The sequence below is a fragment of the Tateyamaria sp. syn59 genome, assembly GCF_007995245.1.
Classification (GTDB): domain Bacteria; phylum Pseudomonadota; class Alphaproteobacteria; order Rhodobacterales; family Rhodobacteraceae; genus Tateyamaria.
In genome coordinates, this window is sequence record NZ_VCBA01000007.1 from 19,300 (window position 1) to 35,251 (window position 15,952).

The following is a 15,952-nucleotide window of genomic DNA, read 5'->3' on the forward strand; positions in this document are numbered from 1 at the left end:
TCCTTATTCGAGGATCACGAGCGGGGCGCCAAACTCCACGGCAGAACCGTCATCGACGAGGATGCGCTTGACCGTGCCTGCGCGCGGGGCAGGGATGTGGTTCATGGTTTTCATGGCTTCGACAATCAGCAACGTATCACCTTCGCTGACTTGCTGACCGACCTTGACAAAGGACGGCGCACCCGGTTCAGCCTGCATGTAGACAGTGCCGACCATGGGCGAGGTAACCGCGCCGGGGTCGTTCGCGGGGTCCGCGGGTGCTTCTGCTGCCGGCTCCGCCGCGGGCGCGGCGGTCTGTGCCGGGCTGGCGGCGACCTGAGGTTGCGGTGCGGCCACCTGGGTCACGACCTGTTGGGCCTGATGGCGCGACACACGCACGTTCAGACTGTCATCTTCACCATATTCGCGTTTGACCTGCAGTTCGGTCAGATCGTTTTCCCGAAGCAGTTCGGCCAGGGCCTGGATAAAGGCCACGTCCGCGTCATGATTGCTTTTTGTCATTTTTGTCCTCAACCGGTGGGCGGCGGCACCCCCCGAACCGGGCAAGGCGCATGCTCAGCGCCGCTTATAGCCGGGCTTTTTCGCGGTGGGAAGCGCAGTTGCTGACGTAAGGACAGTGGCGGATGGGCGCCCGGCATGGTGCGTGCGCCCATCACGATAGGTAAGGCCCCGATCAGAGACCGAAATCGTCGGCGGTCAGACTGTTTTCGACGATGTTCAGCAGGGTGATCGAGTTGATCTGCCCGTTGCTCAGATCGGCAAGATCGACCGACGCATAGAGGCCATCCAGATCAATGACCGCATTGCCGTTGGCATAGGTGATGAACAGTTCGATGTCGTCAAACCCGATGACTGGCGCGAATGCACCAGGCTCTGCCCCCGCGCGCGTTTCCTGCGGCAGCCGGATCACGTCATCATCGGTGAAATCAACGATTACGTCTTCACCGCTGCCAAGACTGAAAAGGAACGTGTCCGCTCCGGACCCGCCTTCTAACGTATCGTCACCGCGCCCGCCCAAAAGCCTGTCGCGCCCGCTTTTGCCCATCAACGTGTCATCGTCTTGCCCGCCGAAAAGCAAGTCGCTGCCACGGCCGCCGATCAGAACATCATCACCTTCGCCCCCGCGCAGCGTATCCTTGCTGGCGTTGCCGACCAGCAAATCATCACCGTCATTGCCTTCCAGCTCGTCACGGCCCTGACCACCAAAGAACTCTTCGTTACCTTCGCTCCCGCGCATCGTATCGTGGCCCCTACCACCCAGGACACGACCGCTGGCGCCGAGCTGACCATCGCCGGGCAGTGCAAGATACAGGTCGTTCCCGCTGCCCAGGTTTACGTCGCCAATCGTTCCGGTATTGATCACAACATCATCACCGGAGCCGGTATGCAGGCGTCCTGCAATTTTGCCGTCGAATACGTCCAGCCCCAGATCGAAACTCGCGACGAGAACGATGTCGTCTCCGCCACCGGTGTTAACATTCCCATCAATCAGTCCGGCCGTGTAGACGAAATCGTCGCCCAGCCCCAGCTGGACGTCTCCGATAACGTCTCCTTCGTTCAGGATGGCGCGTTGTCCCGTTCCGGTCAGCGAAATGGATGTGTCGGCGCGCCCGCTGCTTCCGATAACGCCGGTGTTGCTGATCACCACATCGGACGATCCGTCGCCCTCGACGAAATCGCGCACGAAACCGTCATTCAGGAACAGTGCCTCATCATCTTCGAGAAACAGAAAATTGCGCGCCTGTGCGTCGGTCTGTTCAATCTCCGCAATCGGATCGAAGTCGAACACGAAGCCGGCAGGCAGCAAGACGTTATTGTACAGGAAAGAGGCGCGGTCAAAGAGACCGCGTGCGTCAGTTGTCATTGGTAAAACCCCCAGGTTAGCAAATGGGGTATGCCGCATTTCTGCCATAGTTTCTACAGACGCGCGCGTAGGTTTCTGAAATAGATACAGTGTCTCAAACGGTTGGAAATTAATGAAAAAAAGGGGCCGTGAGCCCCTTTTTCAACCTGAGATTGGTAATTGCGATCTAAATCGCCAGGTATTCGGACCGTAATTCTTCGTTTTCAAGGACTTCCGCAGCGGTTCCATCAAAAACAATTCCGCCCGTATCCAGAATGACGGCTCGATCAGCAAGCTGAAGCGCCCGAACGGCATTCTGTTCGACGATGACGGTGGTGATTCCCTGTTCCTTGATCACGGTCAGGGTCTTCTCGATCTCGTCCACGATCACCGGGGCCAATCCCTCATAAGGTTCATCGAGCAGCAGCACCTTGATGTCACGGGCCAGCGCGCGGGCGATGGCCAGCATCTGTTGTTCGCCGCCCGACAGGGTGGTGCCCTCTTGTGTGCGGCGCTCGCCCAGACGCGGGAACAGGTCGTATAGCCGTTCGATGGACCAGCCGATGGGCGGGGCGATCTGCGCCAGCTTCAGGTTCTCTTCGACGGTCAGGCCGGGGATGATCCGGCGGTCTTCAGGGACGAGGCCCAGACCAACCTGACTGGCCTCGTGGCTCGACATCTTGTGCAGGGGCTGGTGGTCCAGCCAGATCTCGCCATGGGTGACTTCCGGGTCGCCGATCCGCGCAATCGACCGTAGGGTCGATGTCTTGCCCGCGCCGTTGCGGCCCAGCAGCGCCAGGATTTCGCCTTCGTGGACGTTAAAGCTGATGCCCTGCACGATATAGCTTTCGCCGTAATAGGCGTGCATGTCCCAGACGCTCAGGAATGCGGGGGCCGTGGCGGCGTGGTTCACGCCTTTGGAAAAGTCGGGTTTGACGTTCATCGGTCAGGCTCCTTAAGCGGCATCTTGGGTTTCGCCCAGATACGCTTCGCGCACCTTGGGGTGGCCCTTGATATTGTCTGGCGTGTCTTCGACCAGCGGGGTGCCCTGTGCCAGAACGGTGATCCGCTCGGCCAGGGAGAACACCACGTGCATGTCGTGTTCGATGATCGAGATTGTGATGTCCCGCTCGTCCTTGATCTGCTTGAGCAGGTCGATGGTGTTGTTGGTGTCAGCGCGCGCCATGCCCGCCGTCGGCTCGTCCAGCAGCAGCAGGCGCGGTTCCTGCGCTAGACACATGCCGATCTCCAGCCGCCGCTTGTTGCCGCGCGACATGGTGGCCGCGTTGTCGTTGCGCGCGTCTGCCATGTTCATCTCTTCCAGCATCTGTTCGGCCCGCTCGACAATCTCGCGGTCCTTGAACATGTCGCGGAAGGCGTTGGGCGTGAACGCCCCGTCGCGCTTGGCAAAGCAGGGGATCATCATGTTTTCCATGACGCTCAGCTCGCCAAAGATCTCAGGCGTCTGGAACACCCGGGAAATGCCCATCTGGTTGATTTCAAATGGCTTGCGCCCCAGCACGGACTGGCCGTCGAACATGACCGACCCGGTGTCGGGGATCAGCTTGCCCACGAGGCAGTTCAGCAGCGTGGACTTGCCCGCCCCGTTGGGGCCGATGATGGCATGGACCGAGTTCTCTGCCACGCTGAGGTTCACGTCCCCCAGCGCTTGCAGACCGCCGAACCGTTTGCCCACGTTTTTGACTTCAAGGATACCCATTGGTTTCTCTCCTTATTCCGCAGGCGTGGTTTTGCCGTCCGGCCCGTCTTCGGCCGGTTTCTTGCGCTTGAACAGGCGGGCCACACGTTGGCCCCCTTCGACAAGCCCACCGGGCAGGAAGATCACGACCAGCATGAAGATGATGCCCAGCGTCAGGTGCCAGCCCTTGCCGATGAAGGGGTAGACAAGCGACACGAGGATGTCCTCGATCCCGTCAGGCATGAAGGCGAACCACTGGTGCAGGATCTCTTTGTTGATCTTGGACAGGATATTTTCCATGTACTTGATCGCACCCGCGCCCAGCACCGGCCCGATCAGCGTGCCGACACCGCCAAGGATGGACATCAGCACCACTTCACCCGAGGCCGTCCAGAACATGCGTTCCGCACCCACTTGTGTGTCCATCGCGACCATCAGACCACCGGCCAGCCCGGCATACATGCCCGAGATGACAAAGGCCGCGAGGGTGTAGGGCTTGGCGTTCAGCCCGGTGTAGTTCAGCCGCTGCTGGTTCGACTTCACGGCCCGCAGCATCATGCCAAACGGTGAGCGGAAGATGCGGATCGACATGTAGAAGGCCAGCAGCATCACGACCGCCGCAAGGTAGTAGCCCGCGTTGAAGGTGAAGAGCCAACCGCCCACGCTCCATTCAAAGCTCGACCCCATTTCCAACCCGAACAGGTTGGCTTTCGGTGTCGCGCCTTCGGCCAGTGCGCCGTCGAGGATGCGCGGGTCAAAGATCTTGGGCTGCAGGCCCGTTTCGCCACCCGTGATCGGCGTCAGCACCGAGTAGGCGAGCGAGTAAGACATCTGTGCAAAGGCCAGCGTCAGGATCGAGAAGTAGATGCCTGAGCGGCGCAGACTGATCCAGCCGACTGCGAGCGAGAAGATGCCCGCCACGATCACCGACACGATAATGGCCGGGATCACATTCATGGTCAGCAGTTTCATCATCCAGATCGCGGCGTAGGAACCGACACCCAGGAAGGCTGCGTGGCCGAAGGACAGATAGCCCGTGAGCCCGAAGAGGATGTTGAACCCGATGGCGAAGATGCCAAAGATCACAAAGCGCTGCATCAGGTCGGGATAGCCCGCATTGAACTGCGCCATGGCGGAGCCCTCGGGGAAGGGGTTCAGCAGGAAGGGGGCCAGCGCCACCAGTATGGCCACCAGGATGAGGAGGCGGGTGTCTTTTTTGTCGAGACCAAACATGGATTACTCCTCCATCACGCCCTTGCGGCCCATAAGGCCCCGAGGACGGGTCAACAGAATGATGATGGCGACCAGATAGATGATGATCTGGTTGAGGCCCGGCAGCACGGCGAGGACTTCGCGCATGGATGCAAAGCTTTCGAGGATGCCAAGCAGGAAGCCTGCGGCGACAGCACCGGGCAGGGAGCCCATGCCGCCCACAACGACCACCACAAAAGACAGCACGAGGAAGTCCATGCCCATGTGGTAGTTGGGCGAGTTGATCGGCGTGTACATGACGCCCGCAAGCCCTGCGACGGCGGCCGCGATGCCAAACATCAGGGTAAAGCGGCGGTCGATATTGATGCCCAGAAGCTGCACCGTCTCGCGGTCGGCCATGCCGGCCCGCACAACCATCCCGAAGGTGGTGAACTGGAGGAAGGCGAACACGGCGCCGATGATGACGGCGGCAAAGGCGAAGTAGATGATGCGCCAGTAGGGATAGATGATCGTGTTGGGATCAAAGCCCAGCATGGCGCCGAAGTCGAACGAACCCACAAAGGCCGCAGGGGCAGGGGTCGGGATCGGGTTGGCGCCGTAGTAGTACTTGATGATCTCTTGCAGCACGATAGCGAGGCCGAAGGTTACGAGGATCTGGTCGGCGTGTGGGCGCTTGTAGAAGTGCTTGATCAAGCCCCGCTCCATGATCACGCCTATGGCGATCATCACCGGGATGGCAAAAAGAATGGCGAGCGGCACGTTCCAATCAATGATTGCAGCCCCCACGCTCTCGCCGAATATGTCATAGACATACGGGATCTCGACCTGAAGCGGGTTGCCCAGAAAGTCGGTTTGCGTGTCGTCCACGACTGTGCGGCTGAGGGTCAGAAGACGGCCTAGCGTGACCGCGCAGAACGCGCCGATCATGAACAACGCGCCGTGGGCGAAGTTGACCACGCCCAGAGTGCCGAAAATCAGCGTGAGACCCAGCGCAATCAGCGCATAGGCCGAGCCCTTGTCGAGCCCGTTTAGAATTTGAAGGATGATCGCTTCCATCGGCCGAACCTCTGGGTTGGGGGCATCTGTCCCCGCGGGGACACATTATGTTAAATTTTTTGGATGCCTGGGATCTGGTGCCAGGGAAGGGTGGGCCAAGCGCGGCCCACCCAGTATTTTCAATGGCTTACGCGCCCGGGTTGCAGGTGCCCAGCTCGCCACCGAAGATCGACGCGTCGTAGGTCACTTGCTCGACCGGCGTGACTTCCACGATTTCCAGAAGGTCGAACTCGGATGTCGGGTTCTCTTTCCCTTTCACGACCAGCACGTCTTTGAAGCACTGGTGGTCTTCGCCGCGATAGAGCGTGGGGCCGTTGCCCATGCCGTCGAATTCGAAGTCCTTGAGCGCTTCGCCAACCGCACAGGGGTTGAACGAGCCTGCGCGTTCCACGGCATCTGCATAGAGCAGGGCCTGGACGTAGCAGGTGTGCGCGGCCTGCGACGGCGGGAAGCCGTACTTGGTGCCGAAGGATTTGACGAACGCTTTGGAGCCTTCGTCCTGCAGCGACCAGTGCCAGTTGGTGGAACCGAAGATGCCCTTCACGTTGGCGCCCGCACCCTTCGCCATCAGGCGGGAGTAGAGCGGAACAACGATCTCGAAGTTCTTGTTGTTCACCAGCTTGTCACGCAGGCCGAACTGAACCGCGTTGGTCAGCGAGTTCACCATGTTGCCGCCATAGTGGTTCAGAACCAGCACGTCTGCGCCCGATTGCAGAACCGGCGCGATGTAGGACGAGAAGTCGGTTTGCGTCAGCGGCGTTTTCACGGCGGCGACGGTTTCCCAACCCATGGCTTCGGTCGAGGTGCGCACGGCTTCTTCGGTCGTGTAGCCCCAGTTGTAGTCCGCCGTCAGGTGATAGGCCTTGCGGTCCGTGCCGTAGTTGTTGGCCAGGATCGGCGCCAGCGCCGCACCGGACATGTAGGAGTTGAAGAAGTGGCGGAAGCCATTGGCCTTCTTGTCCTTGCCGGTGGTGTCGTTGGAGTGGGTCAGGCCCGCCATGAAGATCACGCCTGCCTCTTGGCAGAGTGCCTGCACGGCCACGGCCACGCCGGAGGACGAACCACCCGTGATCATCACAGCGCCGTCTTTTTCGATCATCGAGCGGGCCGATGCGCGGGCGGCGTCAGACTTGGTCTGCGTGTCGCCGGTGACGTATTCGACTTTCTTGCCCAGGATACCGTTGCCTTGCAGGGCCTTGGACGAGAAGGTGTTCATCAGGCCGCCGTCGCCACCACCGTTCAGGTGTTCGACCGCCAGTTCGTAGGCGCGCAGTTCGTCCGCACCTTCGTCAGCGTAGGGGCCGGTCTGCGGCACGTTGAAGCCCAGCGTCACGGAAGAGCCGGTGGGCTCGTTCGTGAAAGCAGCGGCCGACTGCGCCGTAAAGATCGTTGGTGCCGCAAAGCCGGCACCAGCAACGGCACCTGTCTGGAGCACGCCACGGCGCGTCAGATTCATTTTGGACATGAATATCCTCCCATTTGTTGAAATGCGCGGACCTGCTCCTCAACCGGACCGCGCGCGCACTTTGTGCAAAGCCACTATCGCGTATGGTTGGAAAATTGCGCAATAAACCCTTTGTTTTGCAGAATTATTTTGTAAACAATTGCACAACACCACGGTATACTTTGTAAACTTCCTTATGTCGCAGCGCAGAAACGCGTTGAAATGACTGACAAACGCAGGGGAATGGAAGATGGCGCGCGACGCATTGACAGGCACCCGGATCCGCGAAAGGCGTGCGATGGGTGGCCTAAAGCAGTTTGACCTGGCCAGGCAGATCGGGATTTCGGCGTCCTACCTCAACTTAATCGAGCATAATCGGCGCAGAATCGGGGGCAAGCTGCTCCTCGATATTGCCGCCGTGCTGGATGTCGAACCGACTGTTCTCAGCGAGGGGGCGGAGGCCGCGTTGATTGCGTCCCTGCAGGAGGCCGCCCAACGCGCCCGTCTGGCCGAGGAGGAAAGCGTGCGGGCCGAGGAATTTGCGGGCCGCTTTCCGGGCTGGGCCGAGGCGCTGGCCGCAGCTCATCGTAAAATTGCCGATTTGCAGCGCACGGTCGAAACCCTGAGCGACCGCTTGGCCCATGACCCCGAATTGGCCGCATCGGTTCACGAGGTGTTGTCGACAGCAGCCTCCATCCGGTCCACGGCATCTATTCTGGCAGAGGACAAGACCATCACGCCGGAATGGCGCGACCGCTTTCATGCCAATATTGATGCCGACAGCCGCCGCCTGGCCGACAGTTCCAAGGCGTTGGTGGGCTTTCTGGACGCCGAAACCGGCGAAGCTGCACCGTCCGGGTCCCCGCAGGAGGAGGTCGCGACGTTTCTGGGTGCGCATGCGCAGGCTTTAGAGGCGGTGGAGCAGGGAGCGGAGGGTGTGGAGCGCCTGGTGGCCGACGCCCCCGAGCTGGCGTCGGAACAGTCGCGCCATCTTGCCCGCACAATCTTGGATCGCATGATGCAGGACAGCGCGCAGGTTGGTCTGGCTGATCTGAGGGGGGCGTTGTCGTCGCTGGGGCCGGATGTCGTCGCCCTTGCAGCGCATTTCGAGGTGTCAGTGCCCCATATCATGCGCCGCTTGGCAGCTGTGCCGGAGCTTGAGGCCGGGCTGGTGGTGGCAGACCGGGCTGGTAGCCTGCTGTTTCGCAAGGATACTGAGGGGTTCGCCATCCCGCGCCATGGTGCGGCGTGCCCGCTCTGGCCGCTATTTCAGGTAATGGGCCAGCCGGGTCAGGTCATCCGCGCGCAGGTTCAGATGCCCACACGCGACACGGCTATCTTCGATTGCTACGCCGCCGCCGAGCCGGTCGGTCCTGTCGTCTTGAACGCGCCGCCGCTTCTGGAGGCAACCATGCTGATCCTGCCTGCGCCTGAGCGGCCAGGCATGTCTGATATGCCCATGGAAGAGGTGGGGCCCGCATGCCATATCTGCCCGCGCGCCGGTTGCAGGGGTCGTAGAGAACCCTCGATCCTGAGCGAGGGGTTCAGTGGTTTTTGACAGGTCCGCCAATTCCGCACATAGTTGACCTGCGCGGATCAGGCGGAGACACATCCACCGGCCCGCGCATTTTGGGGAGGAGACGCAGACATGGGCAAGCATGTCCTGCTCGTCGAAGACGAGATTAACATTATAGAGGCGATGCAGTTTCTGCTGAGCCGGGAAGGCTGGGATGTCGATACGCATTCCGACGGAGCCACTGCAGTGGACAAGGTGCGCGCCATGAAACCCGACCTCGTGGTTCTCGACTACATGCTGCCCGGCAAGAACGGCATCGACATCCTGTCAGAACTGCGTGCTGATCCTGAGTTCGCCCGGCTGCCGATCCTCATGCTCACCGCCCGTGGTCAGGGCCGCGACCGTGAACAAGCCGAAAAGGCTGGTGTCAGCCGGTTCATGACCAAGCCCTTTTCCAACACCGAGGTGATGACGGCCGTACGCGACCTTGTGCAGCTCGCACAATGAGCGACTCCGCCCCCAATGCGACACTGTTTCTGGAAAAGCGCAGCTATCGCCGCCGTCGGCTGAAAGATGCGCTGCGCCTGTTGCCGGTCGTTGGGGTGCTGTTGTGGATGGTGCCGGTGCTGTGGCCCAGCGGCGCCAGCCATCCGGCTGATCCGACACCCGTCGCCATGTCGAGTGCCATCACCTACGTCTTTGTCGTCTGGGTGCTGTTGATCCTGGCCGCCGCGGCGTTGTGGTGGGTAATCGGAGAGCGTGGCAGCGCGGAGACCGACCCATGATATCGGTCAACCAGCTTCTGGGCGTCAGTCTCGCTTACGTCGCCTTTCTTTTCGCCATCGCCTTTTTCGCCGAGCGTGCGTCGATCCGCGGGAAAGGCAGCTGGCTGCGCTCGCCGATGGTCTACACCCTATCTTTGTCAATCTACTGCACGGCCTGGACGTTTTACGGTGCCGTGGGATACGCCGCCCGGTCCGGGATGGAGTTTGTGACCATTTACCTCGGCCCCAGCCTCGTGATGATCGGCTGGTGGTGGGTGTTGCGCAAGCTGGTGCGTATTGGACGGGCGCAGCGGGCCACGTCGGTCGCGGACCTGATTTCGGCCCGGTATGGCAAGTCGAACCTGTTGGCCATCGTGGTGACAGTCATGGCGGTGATCGGCGTGACCCCTTACATCGCGCTGCAATTGCAATCGGTGACCCTGTCCCTGTCGATCTTTTCCGAGCCGGGCCAGCCCGACAGTCTGAGCCAGGCGGCCGCTGCGTTCTGGGTGGCCGTGGGTCTGGTGCTGTTCACCGTGCTGTTCGGCACGCGCAACCTGAACGCAAACGAGCGCCATGACGGCGTCGTCATCGCCATCGCGGTAGAGGCCGTCGTCAAGCTGGTGGCGTTGCTGGCCGTCGGCGTTTTCGTGGTCTGGGGCGTGGCGGGCGGCATCGGCCCGATGATGGAGCGGATCGACAACTCGACCATCGGCGAGTGGAGCATGGACCGCAGCCGCTGGGCCGCGCTGACGGTTTTGTCTGCAGCGGCGTTTCTGGCGCTGCCCCGGATGTTTCAGGTCATGGTCGTCGAGAACGAGGACGAGCGCCACCTGCAGATCGCAAGCTGGGCGTTCCCGCTCTACCTGATGCTGATGAGCCTGTTCGTGGTGCCGATTGCCGTTATCGGCCTCGACATCCTGCCTGCCGGATCGAACCCGGACCTGTTCGTGCTTACCGTGCCGTTGGCCGAGGGGCAGGGCGGGCTGGCGACGCTGTCTTTTCTGGGCGGTTTTTCCTCGGCCACGTCGATGGTCATCGTGGCGACGCTGGCCTTGTCCACTATGGTGTCGAACCACGTGGTGATGCCAGTCTGGTTAAGCACGCAGGGCACCGGGGCGCAGGTGTCGGGCGATGTGCGCAATGTCGTCATCTTGGCACGCCGCGCATCGATTCTGATGATCATCTTTTTTGGCTATGTATATTACCGTCTGTCGGGCGGCGGCGCGGCCCTCGCCGCGATCGGGTTGATCTCTTTCGTTGGTGTGGCCCAGTTCCTGCCGGCGATGCTGGGCGGTATCTTTTGGCGCGGTGCAACGCGGTGGGGCGCATTGGCGGGCTTGATCGTCGGCTTTGCGGTGTGGGTGTTCTGCTCGCTCCTGCCCAGCTTTGGGCCAGACGCCGTTCTGAGTGCTGCGGTGTTCGAACAGGGGATCGGCGGTGTAAGCTGGTTGCGTCCGCAGGCGCTGTTCGGGATCGAAGGGATTGATCCAACGGTGCATGCGATGGTCTGGTCGCTTTCCCTGAACCTGGCCGTGTTCGTTGCGGTGTCCCTGGCCACATTCCCCACGCCACTGGAGCGGCTTCAGGGCGCCCAATTCGTCAATATCTTTGACCACTCAACGCAGGCGCGGGGCTGGGACGCGGCCCTTGCCACGTCCGAGGACCTGATGATTATGGCGCAACGCATCCTTGGCCCGGCGGATGCGCTGTCGCTCTTTCGGGCCGAGGCCAAGCGGCAGGGGCTGACAGGGCATCTGCCAGAGCCGACCCAAGGCTTTCTTCAGACCCTTGAGCGCGAGTTGTCGGGATCTGTCGGTTCGGCGACGGCCCACGCCATGATCAGTCAGCTTGTTGGAGGTACGTCGGTGTCGGTCGAAGACCTGATGGCGGTGGCCGACGAGTCTGCGCAAATCCTGGAATACTCCAACCGGCTTGAGGCGAAGTCCGCTGAGTTGAGCCGCACCGCCCGCCAATTGCGCGAGGCCAACCAGAAGCTGACGGCGCTGTCCGTTCAAAAGGACGCCTTCCTGGGCCAGATCAGTCACGAGCTGCGCACGCCCATGACCTCGATCCGCAGCTTTTCCGAGATCTTGCGGGACACCGACACGCTGGATCAGGCCGAAAAGACGAAATACGCATCGATCATTCATGGCGAGACGATCCGCCTGACGCGCCTTCTTGATGATCTTTTGGATTTGAGTGTGTTGGAAAATGGTCAGGTGAGCCTGAACCTCGAAAACGGAAACCTGAATGACGTGATTGCGCAGGCGGTTCTGTCGGCGGGTGGCGCTCACACCACCCGGCTGCGTATCCATCACATGCAGTCGGATCAAGACGTTCCGCTCAGCACCGATCTTGACCGGTTGCGGCAGGTGTTCATCAACCTAATCACAAACGCGCAGAAGTATTGTGTTGCCGCCACCCCGGAATTGACCGTCGAAATTCTGCAGCAAGGCGGGGGACTTCAGGTCGTTTTCCACGACAATGGCGTGCCGATCCCCTCCGAGGCACGTGCGTTGATTTTTGAAAAGTTTTCGCGGATCAATGACAAGGACGGGTCGGGTGCTGGCCTGGGTCTGGCGATCTGCCGCGAAATCATGACGCGTCTGGGCGGTGACATCACGTATGAGCCGCGCGCGGATGGCAACGCGTTTATCGTACATTTGCCAGGGCGCGTCGCTCTCGCCGCCCAATAGGCCAAAACCTTGGACCGCATAAAGCGGTTGGTAACCTATCGCCCTTAGACCGGAACGGCATGTGCAGGCCGTAGAAACGGCGGAGTTTATGGGCGAAACCGAAAAAACAAGTGTTCTGGGACGCATCGCTGCTGCGGGGCGCGACGTGCGTCAGGCGCGTGCTATGACGTTGCCCAAGGCCATTCGCCTGACCTTGGCAAAGGTCGCGGATGCGCTGATGGATCTGCCGATGGCAGTGATTGGTGCGGTTGTCGACACGGCATCTGGCGATGAGATTGAGGCGCAATTCAAGGACGACGCGTTGCTGATGCTGCTGGATGGGCCGGATGGCCATGTCGGTGCTGCCGCCTTTGACCCCGTGCTGGTGGGTGGGCTGATCCAGCAACAGACGATGGGTAACGTGCAGCCGGACACAGGCATCCAACGGGCCATGACCCGAACCGACGCCGCGATCTGTGCGCCGCTGATCGACATGATGTTTGACCGCCTCCTTCCCGTCCTCGATCAACCGGAGGACAGGTCGCTTGTCGACGGGTTTCGTTTCGGTGCCAAGGCGGACGATGCCCGAACCCTTGCCATGGCGCTGGATGCGCAGGACTACAGTGTGATCCGCCTGACAGTGGATGTGGCACGCGGTGCCCGGCAGGGTGATATTCTGATTGTGCTGCCCTTGCCGGATCTACAGGACCAGTCGCATGATGATGAGGGCGAAGAGGCGGCGCCTGACGCGCCGAACATGACTGACACCGTGATGGCACTGAACGCCGACTTGAAGATGGTTTTGTGCAGTCTGCATTTGCCCCTCGGGACTTTGCAGAACCTGTCGCCCGGTGACGAATTGCCCCTGACACCGGGCGCGTTTCCGAACGTCCAGATTGTGACCAATACCGGCCGCATCGTTGGGCGCGGTATTGTCGGACATGTGAAGGGTGTGCGCGCGGTCAAACCTCAGCGCAAGCCAAGCCACGCAACGCAACCCCTGCGGCGCGTATCGGATGAGCCAATGGTCGAAATGCCACGGGTCGAAGAGATTGAAGGGCCCGCACGGCGCACGGGTGAGGCAAAGGCAGCACCCTTGGAAGCGGCGCCCGGTCCCGCGTCGGTGGCATCCGACGCGGTAACGATTGGCGATCCGGCGCAGCCGGGGGTGGATATTGCGGCGGCGGTTGACGCCGATCCGGCGGCAAACCTGCCCGCGCTGACGGAATTGCCCGATCTTGACGCGCTGCCTGACCTCGCCGACCTGCCTGACCTGGAGGATTTGCCTGATTTGGCCGACTTGCCTGATTTGGCTTCGACTGGCGGCTAGGCGTTCTTTTGTGCGGCCATTGCTTCGAGCGTGGGCCGAAGCGTATCCAGATCATAGCCGCCCGTACGCGCCGCCTGCAGAATGTCATCGCAGGACATGCGCCCAGCTTGACCAAGGCACCACACAACCGTCGATCGGGTGCCAGAGGCGCAGTAGGCCAGCGCAGGCAATTCGGCCTCTTCCGCATACGCCATCTGTTGCGCCACGTTGTCTGGCGTCATGGTCTGGTGGGTGAGGGGCAGCCGGTAAAAGGTCAGCCCTGCAGCTTGAGCAGCCGCCTCAAGCGCATCTGCCTGAAAGGCGGGCGGCACCTCGGCATCGGGGCGATTGCAGATCACCGTTTTTATCCCTGCGGCCGCGATGGCCGGCATGTCCGCAGGATCGAGTTGCGGCGCAACAAAATAGCTGGGTGTGATCTGTCTGATATCCATGCGCTTGGTTTATGCTGCGCGCCTGTCGCTGTCCAGCAGACGGCGCAGTGGCGGCACCGCCCACATCCCCGTGAGCATCGCCGCCAGAAACAGCGCGCCTTGCCAACCCCCGTAACTTATCGACGCGAGCGCGGGGCCGGGGCAAAGCCCCACAAGACCCCAGCCTATGCCGAAGAGGATCGAACCCAGCATCAGTGGGCGCGTGATCTCGGACCTTGGCGGCGCAGGAAAGGCTGTGCCTGCGACCGGTGTGCGGCCATGGGTCAGCCGCCAGGCGATGAACATGGGCAGCAGGGCGCCGCCCATCACGAAGGCCAGTGTCGGATCCCACGCGCCGCCGATGTCGAGAAACCCGCGCACCTTGGTCGTGTCGGTCATGCCCGAAACGTGCAAGCCAGCGCCAAAGAGCGCGCCACTGACGAGTGCGATCAGCGCGCGCATCACAGGCCCAACCCCACGCGCAACGCGGTTACGGTCGCGATGCCAGCGCCGATATAAGCGGCGGTCGCCGCAAAGCCGCGCACGGACAGCCGCGACATGCCGCACACTCCATGCCCCGATGTGCAGCCGTTTGCGAACCGCGTGCCGACACCCACGCAGAGGCCCCCCAGGACGAGGAGCCAAGGCAGGGAGGTCGCATGTGTGCTGACCTGCCATCCGGCCATGCTCATCACCGCGGGCGTGCCAATGAGGCCAAGAAGGAAAGCGCCCGTTGTCGCTTTGTCGGCACCTGTGCGGTCAACAAGGCCGCCCACCATGCCGCTGGCGCCCATGATCCGCCCGGTGCCCAGAAGTAAAACAGCCCCGGCGGTGCCGATCATCAGCCCGCCGACGAGTCCCCAGATCCAGTCGATTGGCATGTGACTGCCCTCCTACGCCAGAAAGATGCCCACAATGACGAGCATGAGACCCAGGACTGATACGAAAAGCGCCCCGAGGTTCAGCGGCAGAACCCGCGCCATGACGGCGCGCATCTCTGCATCCTCCAGCCCTGCGCCGCGCGCGAGCCACACCTTCAGAATGCACCAAACCAGTCCGATAAGACCCAGAACCGACAGCGCGGCCCCGCCCCAGATGATGCCGTCGAAAACGGTAAAACCACTATCCTGTTCCATGCCCTCGGGCTATCCGAGCGCCGTTCGGAAGACAAGGGATCAAGCCTCTTGCGACACTCTGCCTGCACAGCTATCCAGCAGGCTCACTGAAGCCAAGGAGCGCGCCATGACCGACACCGCCACCAACGCAGAAAGCTACCGTGTCACGGCGGACGAATTGCGTCAGTTCATCGAACGCTTCGAACGGCTTGAGGCCGAAAAGAAGGACATCGCAGAGCAGCAAAAGGAAGTGATGGCCGAGGCGAAGGCGCGGGGCTATGACACCAAGGTGATGCGCAAGGTGATCGCCCTGCGCAAGCGCGACAGCGATGACATCGCCGAAGAAGAAGCGGTACTGGAGTTGTACAAGGAAGCGCTTGGAATGAGTTGAGTGCCGCGGGCGCTTTCCGGCGACTAGTGATCCTTGACCCTGTAGGTCAGCCGCGACAGAGGCAGAGCGTCCTTGGTCTGAACGATGCCGATTTCGACTGGAGCGCCAGACTGCGTGTCTGTCAAAGCGAGGGCGGACGCTCCATCCTTGATGTGTTTGTCGCCCCATTTCATCAGCGCCAAAATGACCGGAGCGAGGTCGCGGCCCTTTTGCGTCAGAACATATGCGTGCCGCGTCCGCGCTGATCCGTCACGATAGGGCTTTTTCTTGGCGAGGCCGTTGTTCACAAGTTCCGACAGACGCACCGAAAGCACAGACTTGGGAATACCGATGTCTGCCTGGAAATCGGCAAACCGGCTTACCCCGTAGAGCATTTCGCGCAGGATCAGCCATGTCCACCGATCCGGGATCTGGTTGATCGCCAAAGCCGCGCCGCATTCGTTGAGGGGGACGGGCGCCTTGCGTATGAGCGGCCTATCTGGGTTTGACATTCG

At 61.3% G+C, this 15,952-nt stretch carries 18 protein-coding genes; 6 read left to right on the forward strand and 12 right to left on the reverse strand.

What is annotated here, in order from left to right; genetic code table 11:
• Positions 1 to 3 precede the first annotated feature (3 nt).
• The 7 genes from accB to FD715_RS14280 form a co-directional block, all read right to left on the reverse strand.
• Complete coding sequence (gene accB / locus FD715_RS14250; protein WP_147110946.1) at positions 4 to 501, reverse strand: acetyl-CoA carboxylase biotin carboxyl carrier protein; 498 nt, start codon at positions 499 to 501, stop codon at positions 4 to 6.
• Between the two features lie 172 nt (positions 502 to 673).
• Positions 674 to 1,864 carry a calcium-binding protein gene (locus FD715_RS14255; protein ID WP_189799501.1) on the reverse strand — a complete coding sequence of 397 codons (1,191 nt, stop codon included), beginning with the start codon at positions 1,862 to 1,864 and terminating at the stop codon, positions 674 to 676.
• Positions 1,865 to 2,030: 166 nt separating this feature from the next.
• On the reverse strand, positions 2,031 to 2,786 hold the full coding sequence (locus FD715_RS14260) for an ABC transporter ATP-binding protein (RefSeq protein ID WP_147110952.1): 756 nt from the start codon (positions 2,784 to 2,786) through the stop codon (positions 2,031 to 2,033).
• 12 nt (positions 2,787 to 2,798) lie between these two features.
• Complete coding sequence (locus FD715_RS14265) at positions 2,799 to 3,563, reverse strand: ABC transporter ATP-binding protein (protein WP_147110956.1); 765 nt, start codon at positions 3,561 to 3,563, stop codon at positions 2,799 to 2,801.
• Positions 3,564 to 3,575: 12 nt separating this feature from the next.
• Positions 3,576 to 4,775 carry a branched-chain amino acid ABC transporter permease gene (locus tag FD715_RS14270; RefSeq protein ID WP_147110959.1) on the reverse strand — a complete coding sequence of 400 codons (1,200 nt, stop codon included), beginning with the start codon at positions 4,773 to 4,775 and terminating at the stop codon, positions 3,576 to 3,578.
• Between the two features lie 3 nt (positions 4,776 to 4,778).
• Positions 4,779 to 5,810 carry a branched-chain amino acid ABC transporter permease gene (locus FD715_RS14275; RefSeq protein WP_147110962.1) on the reverse strand — a complete coding sequence of 344 codons (1,032 nt, stop codon included), beginning with the start codon at positions 5,808 to 5,810 and terminating at the stop codon, positions 4,779 to 4,781.
• A gap of 127 nt (positions 5,811 to 5,937) precedes the next feature.
• The gene (locus FD715_RS14280) at positions 5,938 to 7,275 is read right to left on the reverse strand and encodes a substrate-binding protein (RefSeq protein WP_147110965.1); all 1,338 of its coding nucleotides are present in this window, start codon (positions 7,273 to 7,275) and stop codon (positions 5,938 to 5,940) included.
• 229 nt (positions 7,276 to 7,504) lie between these two features.
• Here FD715_RS14280 and FD715_RS14285 point away from each other — a divergent pair, with 229 nt between their 5' ends.
• From FD715_RS14285 to FD715_RS14305, 5 genes are all read left to right on the forward strand, one after another.
• On the forward strand, positions 7,505 to 8,812 hold the full coding sequence (locus FD715_RS14285; protein WP_147110968.1) for a helix-turn-helix transcriptional regulator: 1,308 nt from the start codon (positions 7,505 to 7,507) through the stop codon (positions 8,810 to 8,812).
• A 90-nt stretch (positions 8,813 to 8,902) separates the two neighbouring features.
• On the forward strand, positions 8,903 to 9,277 hold the full coding sequence (locus FD715_RS14290; protein WP_147110971.1) for a response regulator transcription factor: 375 nt from the start codon (positions 8,903 to 8,905) through the stop codon (positions 9,275 to 9,277).
• The gene (locus FD715_RS14295) at positions 9,274 to 9,555 is read left to right on the forward strand and encodes a hypothetical protein (protein ID WP_147110974.1); all 282 of its coding nucleotides are present in this window, start codon (positions 9,274 to 9,276) and stop codon (positions 9,553 to 9,555) included. Before FD715_RS14290 ends, FD715_RS14295 begins: the two co-directional genes overlap by 4 nt.
• A complete protein-coding gene (locus tag FD715_RS14300; protein WP_147110977.1) occupies positions 9,552 to 12,233 on the forward strand; it encodes a sensor histidine kinase in 2,682 nt (893 codons plus the stop codon). Before FD715_RS14295 ends, FD715_RS14300 begins: the two co-directional genes overlap by 4 nt.
• Before the next feature lie 61 nt (positions 12,234 to 12,294).
• A complete protein-coding gene (locus FD715_RS14305; protein WP_147110979.1) occupies positions 12,295 to 13,542 on the forward strand; it encodes a FliM/FliN family flagellar motor switch protein in 1,248 nt (415 codons plus the stop codon).
• Here the strand turns inward: FD715_RS14305 and FD715_RS14310 are convergent.
• The 4 genes from FD715_RS14310 to FD715_RS14325 are packed head-to-tail and all read right to left on the reverse strand — an operon-like array spanning position 13,539 to position 15,088.
• Positions 13,539 to 13,973, reverse strand: coding sequence for a TIGR01244 family sulfur transferase (locus FD715_RS14310; protein WP_147110982.1), 435 nt, complete (start codon positions 13,971 to 13,973; stop codon positions 13,539 to 13,541). The genes FD715_RS14305 and FD715_RS14310 overlap by 4 nt on opposite strands.
• Positions 13,974 to 13,982: 9 nt before the next feature.
• Positions 13,983 to 14,414, reverse strand: coding sequence for a DUF6691 family protein (locus FD715_RS14315; RefSeq protein WP_147110985.1), 432 nt, complete (start codon positions 14,412 to 14,414; stop codon positions 13,983 to 13,985).
• Positions 14,414 to 14,833: a YeeE/YedE family protein gene (locus FD715_RS14320; protein WP_147110988.1), complete on the reverse strand. Its 420-nt coding sequence runs from the start codon at positions 14,831 to 14,833 to the stop codon at positions 14,414 to 14,416. Before FD715_RS14320 ends, FD715_RS14315 begins: the two co-directional genes overlap by 1 nt.
• 12 nt (positions 14,834 to 14,845) lie before the next feature.
• The gene (locus tag FD715_RS14325; protein ID WP_147110991.1) at positions 14,846 to 15,088 is read right to left on the reverse strand and encodes a hypothetical protein; all 243 of its coding nucleotides are present in this window, start codon (positions 15,086 to 15,088) and stop codon (positions 14,846 to 14,848) included.
• A gap of 106 nt (positions 15,089 to 15,194) precedes the next feature.
• Between FD715_RS14325 and FD715_RS14330 the strand changes: the two genes are divergently transcribed.
• A complete protein-coding gene (locus FD715_RS14330; RefSeq protein WP_147110994.1) occupies positions 15,195 to 15,458 on the forward strand; it encodes a DUF2312 domain-containing protein in 264 nt (87 codons plus the stop codon).
• Between the two features lie 23 nt (positions 15,459 to 15,481).
• On the opposite strand, the gene FD715_RS14335 is transcribed toward FD715_RS14330, so the two are convergent.
• Positions 15,482 to 15,949 (reverse strand): helix-turn-helix domain-containing protein, encoded by a 468-nt coding sequence (locus FD715_RS14335; RefSeq protein ID WP_147110997.1) that lies wholly within the window; start codon positions 15,947 to 15,949, stop codon positions 15,482 to 15,484.
• Between the last annotated feature and the right edge of the window lie 3 nt (positions 15,950 to 15,952).

What these genes read in the sequence shown, in the direction of transcription:
- FD715_RS14265 (WP_147110956.1), bottom strand. Translation starts at nt 3,563, where the DNA reads ATGGGTATCCTTGAAGTCAAAAACGTGGGCAAACGGTTCGGCGGTCTG.
- FD715_RS14300 (WP_147110977.1), top strand. Translation starts at nt 9,552, where the DNA reads ATGATATCGGTCAACCAGCTTCTGGGCGTCAGTCTCGCTTACGTCGCC.
- FD715_RS14295 (WP_147110974.1), top strand. Translation starts at nt 9,274, where the DNA reads ATGAGCGACTCCGCCCCCAATGCGACACTGTTTCTGGAAAAGCGCAGC.
- FD715_RS14285 (WP_147110968.1), top strand. Translation starts at nt 7,505, where the DNA reads ATGGCGCGCGACGCATTGACAGGCACCCGGATCCGCGAAAGGCGTGCG.
- FD715_RS14260 (WP_147110952.1), bottom strand. Translation starts at nt 2,786, where the DNA reads ATGAACGTCAAACCCGACTTTTCCAAAGGCGTGAACCACGCCGCCACG.
- FD715_RS14290 (WP_147110971.1), top strand. Translation starts at nt 8,903, where the DNA reads ATGGGCAAGCATGTCCTGCTCGTCGAAGACGAGATTAACATTATAGAG.
- FD715_RS14335 (WP_147110997.1), bottom strand. Translation starts at nt 15,949, where the DNA reads ATGTCAAACCCAGATAGGCCGCTCATACGCAAGGCGCCCGTCCCCCTC.
- accB (WP_147110946.1), bottom strand. Translation starts at nt 501, where the DNA reads ATGACAAAAAGCAATCATGACGCGGACGTGGCCTTTATCCAGGCCCTG.
- FD715_RS14330 (WP_147110994.1), top strand. Translation starts at nt 15,195, where the DNA reads ATGACCGACACCGCCACCAACGCAGAAAGCTACCGTGTCACGGCGGAC.
- FD715_RS14255 (WP_189799501.1), bottom strand. Translation starts at nt 1,864, where the DNA reads ATGACAACTGACGCACGCGGTCTCTTTGACCGCGCCTCTTTCCTGTAC.
- FD715_RS14310 (WP_147110982.1), bottom strand. Translation starts at nt 13,973, where the DNA reads ATGGATATCAGACAGATCACACCCAGCTATTTTGTTGCGCCGCAACTC.
- FD715_RS14315 (WP_147110985.1), bottom strand. Translation starts at nt 14,414, where the DNA reads ATGCGCGCGCTGATCGCACTCGTCAGTGGCGCGCTCTTTGGCGCTGGC.
- FD715_RS14320 (WP_147110988.1), bottom strand. Translation starts at nt 14,833, where the DNA reads ATGCCAATCGACTGGATCTGGGGACTCGTCGGCGGGCTGATGATCGGC.
- FD715_RS14270 (WP_147110959.1), bottom strand. Translation starts at nt 4,775, where the DNA reads ATGTTTGGTCTCGACAAAAAAGACACCCGCCTCCTCATCCTGGTGGCC.
- FD715_RS14325 (WP_147110991.1), bottom strand. Translation starts at nt 15,088, where the DNA reads ATGGAACAGGATAGTGGTTTTACCGTTTTCGACGGCATCATCTGGGGC.
- FD715_RS14280 (WP_147110965.1), bottom strand. Translation starts at nt 7,275, where the DNA reads ATGTCCAAAATGAATCTGACGCGCCGTGGCGTGCTCCAGACAGGTGCC.
- FD715_RS14275 (WP_147110962.1), bottom strand. Translation starts at nt 5,810, where the DNA reads ATGGAAGCGATCATCCTTCAAATTCTAAACGGGCTCGACAAGGGCTCG.